This is a genomic window from Pseudomonas sp. CAM1A (genome assembly GCF_047501685.1).
Lineage (GTDB): Bacteria > Pseudomonadota > Gammaproteobacteria > Pseudomonadales > Pseudomonadaceae > Aquipseudomonas.
The window spans coordinates 100,462-118,655 of record NZ_JBFNXP010000006.1 but is presented as its reverse complement, the minus strand read 5'-3'; the positions used below and the strand labels follow the sequence as shown (position 1 = coordinate 118,655).

At 64.5% G+C, this 18,194-nt stretch carries 21 protein-coding genes; 11 read left to right on the top strand and 10 right to left on the bottom strand.

The features are described from left to right. The 5 genes from sctR to sctN form a co-directional block, all read right to left on the bottom strand. Nucleotides 1–654 (bottom strand): type III secretion system export apparatus subunit SctR, encoded by a 654-nt coding sequence (gene sctR, locus ABZO33_RS16035; protein WP_414536836.1) that lies wholly within the window; start codon nt 652–654, stop codon nt 1–3. Next, nucleotides 651–1,574, bottom strand: coding sequence for a type III secretion system cytoplasmic ring protein SctQ (sctQ, locus tag ABZO33_RS16030; protein WP_414536835.1), 924 nt, complete (start codon nt 1,572–1,574; stop codon nt 651–653). The genes sctR and sctQ overlap by 4 nt, the downstream gene beginning before the upstream one ends. Next, the gene (locus ABZO33_RS16025; protein WP_414536834.1) at nt 1,571–1,930 is read right to left on the bottom strand and encodes a type III secretion system needle length determinant; all 360 of its coding nucleotides are present in this window, start codon (nt 1,928–1,930) and stop codon (nt 1,571–1,573) included. Before ABZO33_RS16025 ends, sctQ begins: the two co-directional genes overlap by 4 nt. A 428-nt stretch (nt 1,931–2,358) precedes the next feature. Beyond that, nucleotides 2,359–2,829, bottom strand: a complete 471-nt coding sequence (gene sctO, locus ABZO33_RS16020) for a type III secretion system stalk subunit SctO (RefSeq protein ID WP_414536833.1) — start codon at nt 2,827–2,829, stop codon at nt 2,359–2,361. Beyond that, nucleotides 2,820–4,148 (bottom strand): type III secretion system ATPase SctN, encoded by a 1,329-nt coding sequence (sctN, locus tag ABZO33_RS16015; protein ID WP_414536832.1) that lies wholly within the window; start codon nt 4,146–4,148, stop codon nt 2,820–2,822. The genes sctO and sctN overlap by 10 nt, the downstream gene beginning before the upstream one ends. A 204-nt stretch (nt 4,149–4,352) precedes the next feature. On the opposite strand from sctN, the gene ABZO33_RS16010 reads away from it, so the two are divergent. The 11 genes from ABZO33_RS16010 (at nt 4,353) to ABZO33_RS15960 (ending at nt 13,529) form a co-directional block, all read left to right on the top strand. After that, the gene (locus ABZO33_RS16010) at nt 4,353–5,201 is read left to right on the top strand and encodes an HrpJ domain-containing protein (protein ID WP_414536831.1); all 849 of its coding nucleotides are present in this window, start codon (nt 4,353–4,355) and stop codon (nt 5,199–5,201) included. After that, nucleotides 5,182–5,466 (top strand): TyeA family type III secretion system gatekeeper subunit, encoded by a 285-nt coding sequence (locus ABZO33_RS16005; RefSeq protein ID WP_414536830.1) that lies wholly within the window; start codon nt 5,182–5,184, stop codon nt 5,464–5,466. The genes ABZO33_RS16010 and ABZO33_RS16005 overlap by 20 nt, the downstream gene beginning before the upstream one ends. Before the next feature lie 2 nt (nt 5,467–5,468). After that, nucleotides 5,469–5,840, top strand: a complete 372-nt coding sequence (locus ABZO33_RS16000) for a hypothetical protein (protein WP_414536829.1) — start codon at nt 5,469–5,471, stop codon at nt 5,838–5,840. Beyond that, nucleotides 5,837–6,202 carry a hypothetical protein gene (locus tag ABZO33_RS15995; RefSeq protein WP_414536828.1) on the top strand — a complete coding sequence of 122 codons (366 nt, stop codon included), beginning with the start codon at nt 5,837–5,839 and terminating at the stop codon, nt 6,200–6,202. The genes ABZO33_RS16000 and ABZO33_RS15995 overlap by 4 nt, the downstream gene beginning before the upstream one ends. A gap of 4 nt (nt 6,203–6,206) precedes the next feature. Beyond that, a complete protein-coding gene (locus ABZO33_RS15990; protein ID WP_414536827.1) occupies nt 6,207–6,536 on the top strand; it encodes a tetratricopeptide repeat protein in 330 nt (109 codons plus the stop codon). After that, nucleotides 6,533–8,632, top strand: coding sequence for a type III secretion system export apparatus subunit SctV (gene sctV, locus ABZO33_RS15985; RefSeq protein WP_414536826.1), 2,100 nt, complete (start codon nt 6,533–6,535; stop codon nt 8,630–8,632). The genes ABZO33_RS15990 and sctV overlap by 4 nt, the downstream gene beginning before the upstream one ends. Before the next feature lie 162 nt (nt 8,633–8,794). After that, the gene (locus tag ABZO33_RS15980; protein WP_414536825.1) at nt 8,795–9,742 is read left to right on the top strand and encodes a virulence-associated V antigen; all 948 of its coding nucleotides are present in this window, start codon (nt 8,795–8,797) and stop codon (nt 9,740–9,742) included. 8 nt (nt 9,743–9,750) lie between these two features. Further along, nucleotides 9,751–10,248 (top strand): SycD/LcrH family type III secretion system chaperone, encoded by a 498-nt coding sequence (locus ABZO33_RS15975; RefSeq protein ID WP_414536824.1) that lies wholly within the window; start codon nt 9,751–9,753, stop codon nt 10,246–10,248. Further along, nucleotides 10,238–11,404 (top strand): type III secretion system translocon subunit SctE, encoded by a 1,167-nt coding sequence (sctE, locus tag ABZO33_RS15970; protein ID WP_414536823.1) that lies wholly within the window; start codon nt 10,238–10,240, stop codon nt 11,402–11,404. Before ABZO33_RS15975 ends, sctE begins: the two co-directional genes overlap by 11 nt. Nucleotides 11,405–11,417: 13 nt before the next feature. Then, nucleotides 11,418–12,239, top strand: a complete 822-nt coding sequence (locus tag ABZO33_RS15965) for a hypothetical protein (protein ID WP_414536822.1) — start codon at nt 11,418–11,420, stop codon at nt 12,237–12,239. A 72-nt stretch (nt 12,240–12,311) separates the two neighbouring features. Beyond that, nucleotides 12,312–13,529 carry a hypothetical protein gene (locus ABZO33_RS15960; RefSeq protein WP_414536821.1) on the top strand — a complete coding sequence of 406 codons (1,218 nt, stop codon included), beginning with the start codon at nt 12,312–12,314 and terminating at the stop codon, nt 13,527–13,529. Between the two features lie 21 nt (nt 13,530–13,550). Here the strand turns inward: ABZO33_RS15960 and ABZO33_RS15955 are convergent, their stop codons facing one another. From ABZO33_RS15955 to ABZO33_RS15935, 5 genes are all read right to left on the bottom strand, one after another. Beyond that, entirely contained in the window at nt 13,551–14,549 is a 999-nt protein-coding gene (locus ABZO33_RS15955; protein ID WP_414536820.1) for an alpha/beta fold hydrolase, read from the bottom strand. A 70-nt stretch (nt 14,550–14,619) separates the two neighbouring features. Further along, a complete protein-coding gene (locus tag ABZO33_RS15950; protein ID WP_414536819.1) occupies nt 14,620–15,057 on the bottom strand; it encodes a YqaA family protein in 438 nt (145 codons plus the stop codon). Beyond that, entirely contained in the window at nt 15,057–15,485 is a 429-nt protein-coding gene (locus tag ABZO33_RS15945; protein WP_414536818.1) for a DUF411 domain-containing protein, read from the bottom strand. The genes ABZO33_RS15950 and ABZO33_RS15945 overlap by 1 nt, the downstream gene beginning before the upstream one ends. 68 nt (nt 15,486–15,553) lie before the next feature. Next, on the bottom strand, nt 15,554–16,456 hold the full coding sequence (locus ABZO33_RS15940; RefSeq protein ID WP_414536817.1) for a copper resistance protein B: 903 nt from the start codon (nt 16,454–16,456) through the stop codon (nt 15,554–15,556). Further along, the gene (locus tag ABZO33_RS15935; RefSeq protein WP_414536815.1) at nt 16,449–18,185 is read right to left on the bottom strand and encodes a copper resistance system multicopper oxidase; all 1,737 of its coding nucleotides are present in this window, start codon (nt 18,183–18,185) and stop codon (nt 16,449–16,451) included. The genes ABZO33_RS15940 and ABZO33_RS15935 overlap by 8 nt, the downstream gene beginning before the upstream one ends. Between the last annotated feature and the right edge of the window lie 9 nt (nt 18,186–18,194).

The window sequence follows — 18,194 nt, the reverse complement described above, 5'->3', positions numbered from 1 at the left end:
TCAGCCCCCGTAGCTCAGCACCAGGCCATGGGAGAGGCGCCCCCAGCCATCGAGCAGGACGAACAGCAACAGCTTGAAGGGTAGCGAGATGGTCACTGGCGACACCATCATCATCCCCATGGCCAGCAGGATGTTGGAAATGATCAGGTCGATGGCGATGAACGGCAGGTAGATCAGGAAACCGATCTCGAAGGCCCGGGTCAGTTCGCTGATGGTGAACGCGGGCAGCAGGACGAGCAGGCTGTTGCCGTCGACCTGTTCGGCGTGGTGGCTGGGCCACAACTGGCGAGTGCTGTCGAGGAAGAAGGTGCGCTCGCGTTCGTTGACATGTTTGTCGAGAAACCCACGAAACGGTGCCAGGCCCTCGTCGAGAAAACGTTCGATCGAGTGGGCATCACCGAGGGTCGTCTCATGGGCATTCAGGTAGTCGTAGGTAGCCATGCCCACCGGCGCCATGACGTAGATACTGAGGATGATCGCCAAGCCATACAGGGCCATGTTGGGTGGGATCTGCTGCACACCCAAGGCATTGCGCAGCAACGAAAAGACCACGGTCATTTTCAGGAACGAGGTGGCCATGACCGCGATGAAGGGGGCCAGCGAGAGCAGCGCGAGGCCAAGGATCAGGCTCAGTTCGTCCGGCAGTTGGATCATGTCGGGTCGTTTTCCAGCAGCCGGGTCACGCGCACCCCGAGGCGGTCGTCGATGCGCACCAGCAGGCCGCTGCCGATACAGCGTTGGTTGGCGAGAATGCGCACCTCGGCCGTCACTGGGCTGTGCAGCTCGATCAGGGCGCCTGGCTGCAGGGTCGACAGCGTGTACAGGTCGAGGGTCTGGCGACCGACTTCGAAACTGACCGCAATCGGCAGTTGCTCCAGTTCCCCCAGTGCGGTATCGGGCAGCGGTAACGAATCGTGCATGCGGACTAGCTCCAGATGTGTGTCGTCGAGCAGCAGTTCTGCCCAGGGGTGGCCGTCGAGCACGCCGAGCAATCGGGGTGGCACTGGCGTGGCGGGGGGCAGCAGCAGGATGTCGCCCATGCCGAGGCCACGCAGCGCGTGCAGCGACAGTTCGAGGGGGCGCCATTGCAGCGAGAGGTTCAGCGCGATGTTCAGGCGTTCGCGCAACGGGCGTCGCGGCAAGGTGGCCAGCAGGCGCTCGGAATTGCCCTGCACCCAGCAGGTCAGCGCGCTTGCGCCATTCTTCAGCGATACTTGCAGGCACGCCGTGCCCTGGCAGACACCTGCCTGTTCGATACCCAGGCATTGCAGGCCAGGAAGCCAAGGGCTGTCCCGTTGCAGCAACGCCAGTTGCAATGGCGCCGGCAGGCTGGCGAAATCGGCGTCCTGCAATTGCGGCGCCAGCCATTGCGCCAGCTGTTGCCGACGGCACAGCAGGCGCGCCGGCAAGCCCTGCCAATCGACCAGTACGGCCAGGTCGGGGTCGCCCTCGCAAGCGGCGATATCCAGCAAGGCCTGGCGCTCTGCGTCGACATAATTGCGTTGGCGATGGCTCAGCAGTCGTTGCAGGTGCAGCTCCTGTGGGGTGGCGGGTGGGAAGCTCGCTGGGCTCATGGTTCGGGCCACCACTCGTCGAGCACGTGGCGCCGGTTGCGTGAACCCTGCTCGCCGCCGCCGTTGGCGGCAAAACCGAGGCTGACCTGCTGCGCAGGATCAAGCCGTTGCAGGCGATCGAGCAGGTCCGCGCAGGCCACTTGCAACTGCCGAAGACTCGCTGGCGCGGCCTGGATCTCCACCTGCAAGCTTGCTCCCACATGGCGCATGTGCACCTCGACTGGGCCGAGCTGCGGCAAGCGAGCACGCAGCAGGGCCAGTTCGCGGTTGTCGGCCTTGCAACCGAGCAGTTGCAGCTGCAGGCGATCCACCAGTGTCTGCAGGTCTTCGCTGAGTGTGAAGCCTGGGGAGGACATTGCCCTGTCTACCACTGCACGCTCACAGGTCATGGCATGAACCGGGGCCGGCATGGCGCTTTCGTGTGGTTGCAGCCGCCCCGGCAGGCTGTCGGTGTGCTCGCAAACGTCTTGATGCCTGGCCTCGGGCAAGCCTGGGCCAGTGGGCCGGAGCGCCTCGGTTTCTTCGGTCGCCGTCGAGGTGAGCGGATGACTGACTGAGTCCTCGGTTAGCGCAGGTGGTTCAGGCGCAGGTGGATAATGGTCTGCCCGGGGCAGGGCGGGCACCCATGGATAGCCAGGGCCCAGATGGCCAGGTTCTCGAGGCATGCCATGCCTGTCTGGCGGCGGTAGCAGCAGCTGTTCGAACAACAGCCGCTGGCTGTGCCGGGGCGGTGAGCGAGGCGTGTCAGTCGAGGGGGGCAGTAATGCAGCCACAGGCAGGGTCTTCATGGTTGCAAGCCTCCGTGGAAAAAGTGTTCCTCCAACTCGAGCTCCTGCCTGCACTCCGCCAATTGCGTGGCATGCTGGTTTGCCTCGTCCCGCAGTTGGACGAAGCTGTCCCTTGTTTGCCGAGTCTTGGCGAGCTGCGCTTGGGCCTGCTGGTGTGCCGTGTACCGGCGCGTCAGTGCCTCCTCGCAGGCAACGACTTGCCCATGCAGGCTCGCTTCGCGCTCACCGAGCAGGCCGACCTGCCGGCGCCAGTGCTCCAAGGCACGACAGTCGATCAACTGGCCGACATGCGCGGCGAACAGGCGCTGTTGTTCTTCGCGAGACCTGCGTTGAAACGCCAGGTACGACTCGACGGATTGTGCCTTGGCTCTTTCTGCCGCCTGTAGCAGGGCCAGTTGGCTTCGCGCTTCACGCTCGGTTCGCTGAAGCCTGCGTTGCTTGATTTTCGCAAGGGCGGTCAGGGGCATCGGGTGATCTCCAGCAGTTGGTCGAGGCTCTGTCGCAGCGAGACGTTTTCTTCGCAAGGCTGGCACAGCCAGGCGCGGATGGCTTCGCGTTTGCCGATGGCCTGGTCCGCGAGCGGGTCCTGACCCTGCGTGTATTCACCGATCCTGAGCAGCAGTTCGACCTCCTCATACCGGGCCATCCATTCGCGCAGTTGCCCGGCGGCGGCACTGTGTTCCGGGCTGACGACCTGGTTCATGACCCGGCTGACCGAGCGCAGCACGTCGATGGCCGGGTAGTGGTTGGCGGCTGCCAGGGCCTGGGACAGGACGATATGGCCATCGAGGATCGAGCGGGTTTCCTCGGCGATCGGCTCGTTCAGGTCGTCGCCTTCCATCAGCACCGTGTAAAGCGCGGTGATCGACCCCTTGGCCGATTGCCCTGCGCGCTCCAGCAGGCGCGGCAACTGGGCGAATACCGAAGGCGGGAAGCCGCGCCGGGTCGGCGGTTCGCCCGCGGCCAGGCCGATCTCCCGCTGGGCCCGGGCGAAGCGGGTCAGGGAATCCATCAGCAACAGGACCTTGTTGCCCTGGTCGCGGAAATATTCGGCGACGCTGGTGGCGACGAAGGCCGCCCGGGCGCGTTCCATGGCCGGGCGGTCAGAGGTCGCGACCACCAGCACCGCACGGCGCAGGCCGTGTTCGCCGAGTTCGTGGTGAATGAATTCACCTACCTCGCGGCCGCGCTCGCCGATCAGGGCGAGCACGATCACGTCCGCCTCTGCGTTGCGCAGCAACGTGGCCAGCAGCGTGCTCTTGCCGCCACCGGCGGGGGCGAAGATGCCTGTGCGCTGCCCTTCGGCGCAGGTGAGCAGGCCATCGATACAGCGCACGCCCAGGCTCAAGGGGGTATCGACCAGTTTGCGGCTCAGTGGCGATGGCGCGTCCCGATGCACGGGGTACCAGGCTTGTGGTGTAGCCGGCGCGCTGCCGTCGAGAGGGTTGCCCAGGCCGTCCAGCACCGTCCCCAGCAAGTGCTCGCCTACTCCTATGCGGTGCATGCCGCCAGTGGGGCAGACCTCGGTGCGCGTGCACAGCCCCTGCATGTCGCCCAGCGGGGCGAGCAACGCCTGGTCCTGCTGCAGGCCGATGACTTCGGCCAGCAGTTCAGGCTGGCCGCCCGGCCTGCGCAGCCGGCACAGCTCACCGACCTGTACACCGGGCGCCAAAGCGCGGATCAGGGTGCCGGTGACCTGGGTGACCTTGCCGTTGACCTGCACCAAGGTGGCGTTGTTCACGGCGGCCAGCAGGGCCTGGGGAGTCTGGAGCAGCGATGGCGGCATGGGAAAGGTTGCGGCACGAAGATGGGCGCCATTCTAGGTAGCCTGCCCGGCAGCGGATTTCACTGTGAGGCGCATGTTTTTAGTTTTCGGTCGACCCTTGTCGCGCCTGGCGACAGGCTAAAAAGAAGCGGCCAGCGGCAACAGTGGGGCGCTGAGCTTGCCTCTAGCATGGTGCTCATTCTTTGATGCGACGAGGAGGTGGGGATGAGCGAAGGCGTCGGCTTTTTACGCAGTGAACCAGCGCTGGCCATGGTGTCCGGTTGGGAGGCGCAGGGGCAGCCGGCCTTGCAAGCGCGGCAGGTGGCACCGATGGCGCAGCAGGCGAGCATGGTGGAGGAGGTATCCATGGCGTTCTCGTCACTGGCCAACGCGCGGCTCAGTACCCGCAGCCGCATCACCGATGCGCGCCAGTTGGGATTGCGCGCGGGACAGGAGGCCGAGGCCATGCTGGCCAAGGTGCCGGATGTGCAGCGTCGGTCACTGGATGAGCTGGTGGCCTGGTTGCGCCAGCACCCTCAGTTGACCCCGGGTGAGCTGCAGGCCCGCCTGGATGGATTTTCCGCGCCGGCCTGTCATCGCTACCTGGCGTTGGCCTATGCCCGTGACGCGCTGGGCACGTCGGTCGATGGGCATGGCTTGGCCGACAAACTGGACCAGGCCATGGCAAGCATGACGCAGAGCGACGGCCAGGCGATCGAGCTGGGTATCGAGATCGGTCCGCTGGCCCAGGCGACGCAGGCGCAGGGGGTGGCAGAAGTTGGGGCGCTGCGCCGCGTGTACTGCGATTTCCTGTGCGACTATCGCGGGCTCAGGCATGCCTGGGACGAGCTGCGTGCGCGTTTTGGCGATGCCGCCATCGGTGATATCGCGCAGTTCATGCTCAACGGCCTGGCAAGCCATATCAATGGGGCGTCCTCGAGCCTGGACAGCAACCGGCTGCAACAGGTCATCAGCGACATGAAGCTGGTGCAGGCGCTCAAGAAACTGGAAGGCGACACTGTCGCGTTGTTCCGCCAGCTTGCCGGAGAGCCCAGTGGCGTACGGACCTTCTGACCTGGTCAGCGACCTGTTGGCGTTGATCGACAAACGCTGGGCGACGGTGCAGGACATCCAGCGCCTGCTCGCGGCGTTGCCGCTTGGCCCGCAGGTGCAACGTATCCATTGCCTGCGGGAGTTGCAGCGGATCTTCCGTCTGCTGCCCGTGCAAGTCTTCAACGACGAGGCGCAACGCGAGCATCTGTTGGCGCTCTGGCAGTTGGCCATGGATCAGGCCGTCGACGATGAGGAGGCGTTGCTGTGCGGCGCGCGGGAGGCATGAGCATGGATCTGTGCACGGCAGCCGTTGCCCGGTTCTGTCGCGACCTGGGTGTGGCGCCCGCGCATCCGCAGGAACCGTTGCTGCGCCTGGAGCTGCCAGGTGCCGACGTTCTGCAGCTCGAACGGTTAGCGGGGCAGTTGACGCTGTGGCTGGATTTTTCCGTGCACGGGGCGCTGTTCGAGCGCGCCATGCAGTGTGCGCTCAGACAGGTGTACGAACACCAGGGCTGCGGCTGCCTGCTGCGCTGTGGGCTGCTTGGCGACGATCGTCTGGTGTTGCTGGCAGGTCTCGACGAACACGGTTTGACCGAGCAGGCCTTGCATCGGGCCTATCGCTTGCTGACGCGGGTACGCACCGAGGTGTTGGCGGCATGAGCGTTATAGAGCCGGCTCGGCAGGTCGACGGTTCCTGGCTGCCATGGGCGCCAGCCGATGCGGCGCTCGCCCAGCCAGGGTGCGACGCGTTTCCTATGCAGGGGCAGCCGGTGCAGGCGCACTTGCATGAGCTTTACCCGCAGCATCAGGCGGCACGCCTGCGGCTGGCGTACGCCAGGCCCGAGCATGAACTGCGCAGGCTGTACGACCCGCAAAGTTTCACCCATGCGCTGGGCTCGTTGGCGGAGCAGCTGCTTGCGTCGCAGATTCCCGGGGACCCAGAGGCGGCGGCACTGGTGCAAGCGCTGCTGGCCGAACGGCGCACGCTGGAGTGTTGCGTTAACTTCCTGCTCAAGGTGTGAACACATGAGATTGTCGAACGAACAGCAGGATGTCTTGCAGCTGTTGGCCTGGTTGCATCTGCAATGCGGTCGGCCCGAGCGGGCGCGGGTGTTGCTGGAGGTGCTGTTGCGCGCCGATCCCCGGCATCGCGCCGGGTGTCGGGCCGCCGTGGTGGTGGCGCTGGAACTGGGCGATTGGGCGGGCGCCGAGCGGCAGTGCCTGGCGCTGCGTGAGGCAGGCGAGTTGCGGCCGCCCTTGTGGCTGTGCCTGAGCCAGGCACAGCAAATGGCTGGCCGATTGGCGCAGGCCCAGGCCACCTATGCCGAGTACCAGCGTCGCAAGGCACGCCCATGAAGCAGCTGACCCGGATACTCGGCCAGATCGGCGCGCGCAAGGACCTGATGCTGGCCGTAATGTTGCTGGCGGTAGTGTTCATGATGATCCTGCCGCTGCCGCCCTTGCTGCTGGACCTGCTGATCGCCCTGAACATCACCATCGCCGTGGTGCTGCTGATGATGTCGGTGTACGTGGTCTCGCCGCTGCATTTCTCGGTGTTCCCCTCGGTGCTGCTGGTCACCACGCTGTTTCGCCTGGCGCTGTCGATCAGTACCACGCGGATGATCCTGTTGGAGGCCGATGCCGGGCAGATCGTGCAGACCTTCGGCGACTTCGTGGTGGGCGGCAACCTGGTGGTGGGGTGCATCCTGTTCCTGATCATCACCATCGTGCAGTTCCTGGTCATCACCAAGGGCGCCGAGCGGGTGGCGGAAGTCAGCGCGCGGTTTTCCCTCGACGCCATGCCGGGCAAGCAGATGAGCATCGACGGCGACCTGCGCGCCGGGGTCATCGACGTCAACGAAGCCCGTGAGCGCCGTGGCGAGGTGGAGAAGGCCAGCCAGATGTTCGGTGCCATGGATGGCGCGATGAAGTTCGTCAAGGGTGATGCCATCGCCGGGTTGGTGATCATCATCGTCAACCTGCTGGCAGGGCTGGCCATCGGCGTGATGCAGAAGGGCATGAGCGCGGGTGATGCGCTGCAGCTCTACGCGGTACTCACCGTCGGCGACGGCATGGTCAGCCAGGTGCCGGCGTTGTTGATCGCCATCACCGCGGGAATCATCGTCACCCGCGACGGTCAAGGCGCCCACGACTTGGGGGCGAATATCGGCAGCCAGGTCATGGCGCAGCCAAAGGCGCTGCTGATCGGTGGGGCGTTGCTGGGGTTGTTCGGGATTATCCCGGGCTTCCCGACAGTCACGTTCTTCATTCTCGCGTTGATGGTCGGCGGCGGTGGTTGGTGGGCGATCCGCCAGCGATGTGCCGAAGAGGCAGTCCGGCAGGGCATTGGCGGCCTGCCGGCGTTGCTGGCCAATGGTGCCGGCGCGCCAGCGCTGAAACCCGCAGGCAAGGCGAAGTCTGGTACCGACCCGCAGTTCTTTGCCCTGACGGTGCCCTTGCTCATCGATGTGGACAGCGGCTTGCAAGCCGCCCTGGAGGCCGCCTCGTTGAACGATGAACTGGCACGGGTCCGGCAGGCGCTCTATCTGGACCATGGCGTGCCGTTCCCAGGTATCCGCCTGCGTTTCAACAGCGCGCTCGGCCCCGGGGAGTACCGCATCCTGTTGCAGGAAGTGCCGGTGGCGCGAGGCAAGCTGATGCCTGGGTGTCTTCTGGTTCAGGAGAGGCTCAGCCAGCTGGAGCTTGTCGGCGTGCCTTACGTAGAGGGCGAGGCGCTCTTGCCTGGGCGTGCGAGCCTTTGGGTGGAGCGGGACCTGCGTGATCGTCTGGAGCGTGCCGGCTGTGCCTTCCTGGCAGTCGACCAGGTACTAGCCTGGCACCTGTCCCATGTCTTGTGTGAATACGCCGGGGATTTCGTCGGCATCCAGGAGACCCGCTACCTGCTGGAGCAGATGGAGCAGGGCTATGCCGAGCTGGTCAAGGAAGTACAGCGGATCCTGCCGTTGCAGCGAATCACCGAGGTCTTTCAGCGGCTGGTGAGTGAGGGCATCTCGATCCGCAACATGCGCTCGATCCTCGAGGCCCTGGTCGAATGGGGGCAGAAGGAAAAGGACGTGGTGCAGCTCGCCGAATATGTGCGCAGCAGCCTCAAGCGCTACATCTGCTACAAGTACGCCAGTGGCCACAACCTGCTGCCGGCCTACCTGCTCGACCCGGCGGTCGAGGAGATGATCCGCAACGGCATCCGCCAGACCAGCGCCGGCAGCTACCTGGCCCTGGAACCTGCGCAGAGCGATGCCTTTCTCGCCCAGGTCAAGGCTGCGGTGGGCAACCTGCATGAAGCCCAGGCACGGCCCGTGCTGGTCGTGTCCATGGACATCCGGCGCTATGTGCGCAAGTTGGTCGAAGGCGTTTATGCCGACCTGCCCGTGCTGTCCTTTCAGGAACTCACCACGCAGATCAACATCCAGCCACTAGGGCGCATTGGCTGACGCCATTCTGGCGTCAGAAATCGTACCCCTGAACTACAAAATCGCGGCCGAGCCTGACGGAACGACCGCCACCGTCCCAATAGACTTCATCTGTCGGTACCTCAGCCTGGTCATGGCCAGCCTCACCTCGAGACGGGGTATCCAGCCAACCGGGAACAGATGATGAACAGCTCTATCGACGCATTCAATCGCCCAGCCCCCTTGCCGCCAGTCGATCGCGTGGCCCCCCCGCAGATCTGGGTCGACATTCAGAGGGTGGAGCGGTTTCTCGACCAGAAAGCGATCACGGCTGCGGATGATCAAGGCCTGCCTTTGAGCCGCGAGCACCGGCGGCAGGTCATCGAGACCTTGCTGGGCCCCGAGGGGCAGGCGCGACTGGCGCAGAGCCGGCCCTACTTCGACAGCCTGCTGCCGCATCCGCTGCCCGACCAGCCAGTCGATGCGCTGATCCAGTTGCTGGAAGCCTATGCGGCGTGGTTGCCGGGCGCACCCCTGCAGCTGGTGAACCTGGGCGAACGGCTGCGCATGGACGAGCTGGTGATGGCAGCGATGGGCTTGCGCATGCGCAAGCAGAAAACCGAGCGCAGCGAGCTCAGCGAGCAACTCAAGAGCCTCACTGCGGAGCTGAAAATCTTCAGCGTGATCCAGTCCAAGGTCAACGTGGTCATGGCGGACAAGGGCACTTTCGATCTTCAGGATCCGGGCTTCAACCTCTTCGACCCGAAGTTGTACGACCTGGATGCGGCTGCCTGGGAAACCAGCGCTGAACGCCGATTGCTTGCTTTGTACGGCAATGCAGCCGTGACGGTGCGGCAGTTCCTGGCTGGCACGCCCTTTGGCATTTCGCAGCATGGCAATGATCGCCTTCTGCACAAGGTCAGCGGACCGATGAACGACCTGAAATCGCAATACACCTGGGACAAGGACAACAACCCGCTGGCCAACTTCTCCCAGGCCTTGAGCGATCGCACCCGTATCGTCAACGACAAGGTGACCGAGCAGACCACCCTGCTCAATGACGTGGGGTCGCGGTACACCACCTCCACCGAGGTGATGATGAAGTTCGTCGAGACGTGGTTCTCGATGCTGTCGAAGATTATGCAGAACTGAGGTGATTGATGACTGCAGCACAACAGACAGGCGCCGATGCCATCGAGGCCGAAGCGATTGAAAGCTTCTTCACCGAGGGCGGCACGTTCGCCATGTTGCGCGGGGTTGGCGCGGCACAGCTTGAAACGCTCTATGCCCAGGCATACGGCTTCTACCAGGCAGGACGGCTGGAGGATGCCTTGACGATGTTCAAGGGGTTGGTGGCGCTCGACCACTACGACGCCCGGGCATTTCTCGGGGTGGCAGCCAGCTACCAGGCCTTGGAGCGTTATCAGGAGGCGTTGCCGGCCTACGCCTACGGCGCAATGCTCGCGCCGCAGGATCCACGCTTCTGCTTGCATGCCGCGGAATGCCAGCAGCATCTGGGTGACCTGGTTTCGGCGCGCAGCGGCTACGAACATGCGCAGGCCCTGGCAGAGAGCGGTGAACAGGGCAGCTTGGCGAGCAGGGCGCAGGCGCTGCTTGAGGCATTGCGACAGAGGGAGGCTGCGAGCCATGCGAACTGAATATTTCATCGCTGAACCGCGGACGATCGCGGCTGCAAGCGAGATGGAAACGCCGATGACGGGCACTGCCGTCCGCTTGCCAGGCGATACCGGCATGGCCTCGGTAGACACGCCATCCCGCCCTGAGCGCTGTGTCAGGTTGGACCCTCCTGTAATGCAGGAATCCTTGGCAACAGGAAAGGACCTCCACGGCCTGCTCGATAAAAGTGTCGACCCCGGGCGCCTCATGCAGCCGGTATTGGCCACGGTTCCCGATGTCGGAGCATTGTTACTCGGGCAGCTCGCCGGAGAGATCTCCGATGCCGAGCTGGATATCCGTCTCACTGAACTGCTGAGCCGGTTGGGCACCCGCCAGACCGAACTCAACCTGCAGCAGGTTCGGCAGATGACCGAACAGAACCGCCAGCAGATGACGCTCAACGCGCAGAAAATGGCAGAAGTGACCCAGAGCCACCAGGATGCCGGCACGGCGAGCGTGTTTGCCAAAGTCTTCGGCTGGGCGGCGGCCATCGTGTCCATTGTGGTCGGCACGGTGATGGTTGCGACGGGGCTGGGCGCCGTGGCGGGCGCCCTGATGATCGCCGGTGGCGTCATGGGGATAGTGTCCATGTCGTTGAACCAGGCGGCCGAGGACGGGCATATCTCAAAAGATGTGATGAAGTACCTCGGGCCTGTGCTGATGGCGGTGGAAGTCGCCCTGGCCCTTGCCTCGGTAGTGCTGACCTGTGGTGGCAGCCTTGCGGTGGTCGCGGCCAAATTGGCCGGCAAGGTGAGTGGCAAGGCTGCACAGGTTGCCCTGTCGGTGGGCCAGAAAATCCAGAGTGTCGCCTCCAGCGGGGGCTCGTCGGTTGCCAGCGCGGGCACCCGGGCCAGGCTGCAGATGACCATGACCGGCGCCAGCATGGCGACCGCTACGCTGTCGGGCGCGGCTGAGGCGGCCAGTTCGGTCATGCAAGGGCTGGCGCTGCGCAGCGAGGCGCAACTGGGCGAAATGCGCCTGGTGCTGGAACAGGGCCACGGCTATCTCGAGCAACTGGCCAAGGAACTTGAACAACTACTGGCAAAGAAGCAGCAACGCTTCGAGCAACTGCTGGAAATGCTGAGCGCACGCCACAAAGCCTGCGCGGATATCGCCTGTCGAAACGTCATCGCTTGATCAAGGAGCAATCATGAGTCTGTCTATCAGCAACATCGATCATTTGCCCGCCCTGGGTTCTCCATCTCCGCTCATCGAGGGACAGAAGGCCGCTCAACCTTTGTGGGCGATGCTGGCCATGCCCTGTCCGGCAGCGAACGCGAAGATCGGCGCGCCACCAGGGCAAGTCGGCCTGGATGCGCCACAGTCGATGCCCTGCAGTCAGGATCTTCAGAGCCTGCTGGCTATTCTGCGCGCTGCCATGCAGGTACGCGACGGTAACGCGCAAGGGCGCAGAACCCAGGCTGAAGTCAGCGTGCAGGCGAGCAAGGAACAGATCGGCTGGATGAGAACCGCCAGCAATGCGCTGTTCGCCTCGGCGGCTGTCAGTGGTGCCTTGAGTGTTTTCACGTTGGCCAGTGGCACCACCGGCATGCTCCGAAACCTGGGTGATGCGCGCACGATCAAGAGCCTGGAGCAGGCCAGCCATACAGCCAGGTATGGTCAGCCTGGCGAGGTGGCAATGGCCTCGAAGAAACAGATCGACTCGAATCGTATCGAGGTCAGGCATCTGCAGAACGGTATCGATACCCGCAACACCACCCTGCACACGCTCAATGGTGTGGCGCAAAGCGGGGCTGCGTTCGGCACCGGCATCGCCCACGCCATCAAGTCGCTGCAGGACGTGTGGGCCAAGGAGCAGGAGCTTGAAGCGACGGTTGCCGGCAACCAGAAGGAACTGTTCCAGCGCTACACCGATGACCTGGCGAAAGTGATCGACCAGGTGCGTCAGCTCATCCAGGAGATCCTGCGTAACGACAACCAGGGTTTCAGAGCCGCGGGTGTTATGGCTTGAGCGTGTCGAGAAGCATGCATATCGACTGAGGACGCGGTCCTTTTTACCCGTATTTTGAAAGAGGTTTGCAGAGTGATTGATTCGGTTTCCACAGGTTGGGTGTTGGGTGCCAGCCTGAACCCACTCAACGAGTGCAGTGACTGCGCACAGGTCAAGACCACGGAGTCCGCGCAGCGCCTGGCCCGTCACGAGGAGCCGCAGAAACATGGCATCCTGATGCGGCTGTTCATTGCCGTTGCCGAGTTTCTTGGCTTTCGCACAGGTATGGCGACGGTTACCAAACAGGCCACGGCGTCGGCGCCGGGTGTGATGAATTCGTTGAACGCGGGGATGGTCAAGGGGCTGCCTGAGGTCATGAGGTCGCAAGCCAGCGGAATAACGGCCAAGCTGGAAAAGCTCTCGCTTGAACAGTTCATGGCCACTTATACAGAGCAGCTGACTGGCAGCAATGTCATGCGCAACACCAGTTGCCTGTTCTCGAATGTCGCCATGCTTGGGCAGCTCGTCGCCGAGTTGCGGATAGATATAAGCATCAACAAGCTCGATATCAGCAACGGCTATTCGTTCATCGAATCGCAGTCCCCGGCCAACATCGAACTGATGCGTAATGATCGACAGGCCGCTGGCAAGGTCCTCGATGCGGTAGGGTTCCTTGCCGCGCGATTCGCCGAGTTCCCTGATCCTGATCAGGTGGGGGCCGCCGCAGTGGTCACCTTCGTCAAGGATGTCGAAACACAGTTCATCGAGCGGTTTGCGCAACAGCCTGCGCCGCCAGCGGCAAGCAAGAGCGAAGAGGCGAATGGCGCGGCGCGGGTTACGGGGTCGGCACTGGTCGCCAGTGGCGAGGGCGATGCGGTACAGGCACAGGCACAGGCTATCGAACGGGTTGCGCCATCCGAGGTACTGGCCGATGGCGGTATTGATCCTGCCAAGGTTTTGCAAGAGGTGAAGTTCGGCTTCGGCGCTGACGGCAAACTACCGAAGCTCGATGACTTCCACTCGGTGATGAAGTCGCTGCAGGATCCTGTGGGCCCGCTGTCTCGACTGTTCGGGCATTTCGAGTCGCTGGCCGGGCAGGGCAGTGTGCCCGAGCAGAAGGTCGCCGCGATGGTGCTGAACCACACCGCGCTGGGGCAGAGCCATACCTTCGGCGAAATTTTCGGGCATCTGAAGCAGGAGCCCGCGCCGCTTGCAGGTTTCCGGGCGATCGCGATGACCGATACGCTGGAGAGACGATGTAGCTCCGCCGTTCGCCAACTCGAGGCGCTGCCTGTGGCTCGCGGGGCCTAGCGTCAGTACTGGCCTGGGGCCTCAGCGCCCCAGCCAGTCGATCAGCGCCTTGTGGAACCGCCCGGGTTCCTCGATCTGCGGCGCATGCCCGAGCCCTTCGAATGTCACCAGTTCACCCTTCGGAATCAACCCGGCCACCTGCGGTCCCAGGGTCTTGTACCTGCCCAGCATGGCTTTGACCTCGGGCGAGGCGATATCGCTACCGATGGCCGTGGTGTCCTGGTCACCGATCAGCAGCAGCGTCGGCATCTTCAGGTCCTTGAACTCGTGCACCACCGGCTGGGTGTAGATCATGTCGTAGATCAGCGCCGAGTTCCATGCCACCGCCTCGTGCCCCGGGCCCTTGTTCAGCCCCACCAGCATCTGCACCCAGCGCTCGTACTCGGGCTTCCAGCGCCCGGCATAGTAGGTGGCGCGCTCATAATTGCGCACGCCCTCGGCGTCGAGCTTCAGCTCCCGGGCGTACCATTGATCCACGGTGCGGTAGGGCACCCCCAGGGCCTTCCAGTCCTCCAGGCCGATGGGGTTGACCATGGCCAGGCGCTCCACCTGTTGCGGGTACATCAGGGCATAGCGGGTGGCGAGCATGCCGCCGGTGGAGTGGCCGAGTACGATGGCCTTGTCCACCCCCAGGTTGGCCAACAGCGCATGGGTGTTGTCGGCCAGTTGCTGGAAGCTGTACTGGTAGTGCGCTGGCTTGCTCGAGGTGCAGAAGCCGACCTGGTCCACGGCAATGACCCGGTAGCCGGCCTGGCTCAGCGCATCGAGGCTGGTTTCCCAGGTGGCGGCGCAGAAGTTCTTGCCGTGCATCAGCACCACGTTGTGGCCGTTGGCCTTGCCCTTGGCGGGCACGTCCATGTAGCCCATCTGCAAGGCCTGGCCCTGGGACTGGAAGTCGAAGTGCTGCAACGGGTATGGGTAGGCGAAGCCTTCGAGTTGCTTGCCATAGGTAGGCGGTTCGGCGGCGATGGCCGCGCCGCTGATGAGGCAGGCCAAGGCCAGTGCAGTTGCGCGCAGCATGGGAGCACTCCGTCCAGGTAGGAAAAGTGCGACTGTAGCAGCCGCTGGCGGTTACCCGTCGTGAAAGGTGTTACCCGGTATGAAACCAGCCCAGGGTGATGATCGCCACCACGATGTAGCGCCCACCCTTGGCCAGGGTGACCAGCAGCAGGAAGCGCCAGAAGGGTTCGCGCATGATCCCGGCGATCAGGGTCAGCGGGTCGCCGATCACCGGCATCCAGCTCAGCAACAGCGACCATTGCCCCCAGCGCTGGTAGCGCTGCTGGGCGCGCTCCAGCTGGCCGGCGCTGAACGGGAACCAGCGCTTGTCACGCAGGTGCTCGATGGCCCGGCCCAGCAGCCAGTTGACGATGGAACCGAGCACATTGCCGAGCGTGGCGACCAGCAGCAGGGTTGCCCAGGCTTGCGGGTCGCGCAGCAGCAGCCCGACCAGCACCGCCTCCGATTGCAGTGGCAGCAGGGTCGCGGCGCCGAAGGCGCTGAGGAACAGCGCCCAGAGGCTGAGCATCAGTAGTTGGCGACCACGGTGTCCCGGTCGTCCTGGGTCACGCCGATGACCTGGTAGGCGTCCTTGTGGTCACCCATCTCCATGCCTGGCGAGCCCATGGGCATGCCGGGCACGGCCAGGCCCTTGAGGTCGGCGCGGTTGGCCAGCAGGCGTACCTGCTCGGCGGGTACGTGGCCTTCGACGAACTTGCCGTTGATTACCCCGGTGTGGCACGAGGCCAGGCGTGGCGCCACGCCCAGGCGCTGCTTGACCGCGCTCATGTTCGGCTCGACATGGTCGTTGACGGTGAAGCCGTTGTCGCTCAGGTGCTTGATCCATTCCTTGCAGCAACCGCAGTTGGGGTCGCGGAAGACGTCGATGGTCTCGGCGGCCTGGGCCAGGCCGGTGATGGCCAGCAGGCCGAGCGTGAGCAGGTGTTTGCGCAGCATGGTGAAGCTCCTGTGGAACAGAACACATCGGGTTGATCAGCGCGGCCTTGTGGACGCGGCGTCAAACGCTAGAAACGCAGGCGGACCCCGGCTACAAGCCGGGTCTGACCGATATCCTCGCCATCCTCCCGGGCCTGGTCGGCGCGGCTGCCGTGCAGGCGGTTGAAGCTGACGCCGACATAGGGCGCGAACGCACGGGTGATCTCGTAGCGCAGGCGCAGGCCCACTTCGCTTTCGGCCAACCCCGAGCCTTGCTCGCGCCCGGCGTCGCTGCGCCCGAAGAAGTTGGCTTCGACGGTCGGTTCGAGGATCCAGCGATTGGTCAGCAATATAGCGTAACCAGCCTCCAGGCGCAGCGCAGTCTGCTGCCGCTCGCCGGCATAGGCGGTGGCTTCCAGCTCCAGGCCGTAGAGCGGCGTACCCTGGATGCCGAAGGCTGCCCAGGCCTGGCCGCTGGCGGGCTTGAAGTCCTGGCGCACGCCGCCGACCAGTTCCCACCAGGGGCTGATGGCGTGGCCCCAGAGGGCCTGCAGCTCGGCCTTGTGGGTCTTGCCCTGTTCGCGTTCACCCTCGCTGCGCAGCCACAAGCGGTCGATATCGCCGCCAACCCAGGCGCTGGCGTTCCAGTTCAGGGCGCCGCTGTTTTCGAAGTTCTGGTACTCCAACTGGTCGACGATCACTGCCCAGTTGGTTGCCCGGTCGTGCACCTGATGCCCCGGCAGCGGCGGGAAGGCGGCGCGGCGGTCGGCGTCGGTGATCACCGGCAGGGGCGTGCGCGGTTGGCTGGGAGGTGCCGCCGCGTGGTTCATCTGGCTGTGGTCCATGGGCATGGCGCCATGGTCCATCTGGCCGTGGTCCATCGGCATGCCACCATGCTTCATGTGGTCCATGGTCGCGGCCAAAGCCCGTTCACTGGCCAGGGCCAGCAGCGCGACAGCGGTGACGATGCGGCGATTGCGGTTCTCATTCATCGACCCGTACCTCGCGGAACATGCCGGTCTCCATGTGGTAGAGCAGGTGGCAGTGGTAGGCCCAGCGGCCCAGGGCGTCGGCGGTCACACGGTAGCTACGGCGGCTGCCGGGCGGTATGTCGAGGGTGTGCTTGCGCACCAGGAAGCGGCCCTGTTCATCCTCCAGGTCGCTCCACATGCCGTGCAGGTGGATGGGGTGGGTCATCATGGTGTCGTTGACCAGAGTGATGCGTACTCGCTCACCGTATTTCAGGCGCAGCGGCTCAGCATCGCTGAACTTGATGCCGTCGAACGACCAGGCGAAGCGTTCCATGTGCCCGGTCAGGTGCAGTTCGATGTCCCGCGATGGCTCGCGGCCGTCCGGGTCGGGGTAGGGGCTGCGCAGGTCGGCGTAAGTCAGCACCCGGCGACCATTGCCGCGCAGGCCGATGCCAGGGTCGGCCAGGTTGGCGCGGGGGGCCATGGTCTGCATGTCCACCAGCGGGTTGTCGGTCTCGCTGGTGGGGTGGCTTTGCATCATGGTCATGCCGGCCATGGCCGCGTGGTCCATGCCCGCCATGCTGCCGTGGTCCATCGCTGGCATGTTCGAATGGTCCACCTCGCCCATGCCGCCATGCCCCATGTCGTCCATGCTCAGCACCGGGCGTGGATCCGGCTCGGGTACTGGAGCTTGCAATCCAGCGGCGCGGGCCAGGGTGCCACGGGCGAAGCCGGTACGGTCCATGCTCTGGGCGAACAAGGTGTAGGCGGGCAGGTCGCCCACGGTGACCAGCACGTCATAGGTTTCGGCCACGGCGATGCGCAGCTCGTCCACGGTCACCGGGGTCACCGGCAGACCATCGGCGGCGATCACCGTGAGCTTCAGGCCGGGAATGCGGAAGTCGAAATAGGTCATCGCCGAGGCGTTGATCAGGCGCAGGCGCACGGTCTCGCCGGGCTCGAACAGGCAGGTGAAGTTGCCGTCCGGTGGCTGGCCGTTGAGCAGGTAGGTATAGCCGGCGGCGCTGATGTCGGCGAGGTCGGTGGGACTCATGCGCATCTTCGCCCAGGCCCAGCGGTTGTCGAGGGTGTTGCGCCAGCCGCTTTCGGCGACATCGTCGATGAAGTCACCCACCGTGCGCTTGTGGTAGTTGAAGGCGTCGGACTGTTTCTTCAGGGTGGCCATCAGCACTTCCGGCGCCTGGTCCGACCAGTCGCTGAACAGCAGCACATGGTCGCGCTGGTAGTTATGCGGTTCAGGTTCACGGGGTTCGATGACGATGGCGCCGTACACGCCGGCCTGCTCCTGCAATCCGGAGTGGCTGTGGTACCAGTAGGTGCCGCTCTGGCGCAGGGTGAACTGGTAGAGATAGTCGCCGCCCGGTTCGATGCCGGCGAAGCTAAGGCCCGGCACGCCGTCCATGTTGGCCGGCAGGATGATGCCGTGCCAGTGGATCGAGGTGGGCTGGTCCAGGCGGTTGCGCACGCGCAGGGTCACGGTGTCGCCCTCGCGCCAGCGTAGCTGCGGGCCGGGCAGGCTGGCGTTGATGGTCTGCGCGGTGCGCGGGCGGCCGGTGATGTTGACCGGGGTCTGGCCAATGAACAGTTCGAACTGCTGGCCACTCAGGTCGTGCAGCGGCAAGCGCCCCTCTGCTGCCTGGGCCAGCGGGCGCCACAGGCCGAGGCCGGCCAGGGCAGTGGCGGCACCCAGGCCCTTGACGAAGGTGCGGCGGGTTGGAGTCGGTGGCATGGCGTGCTC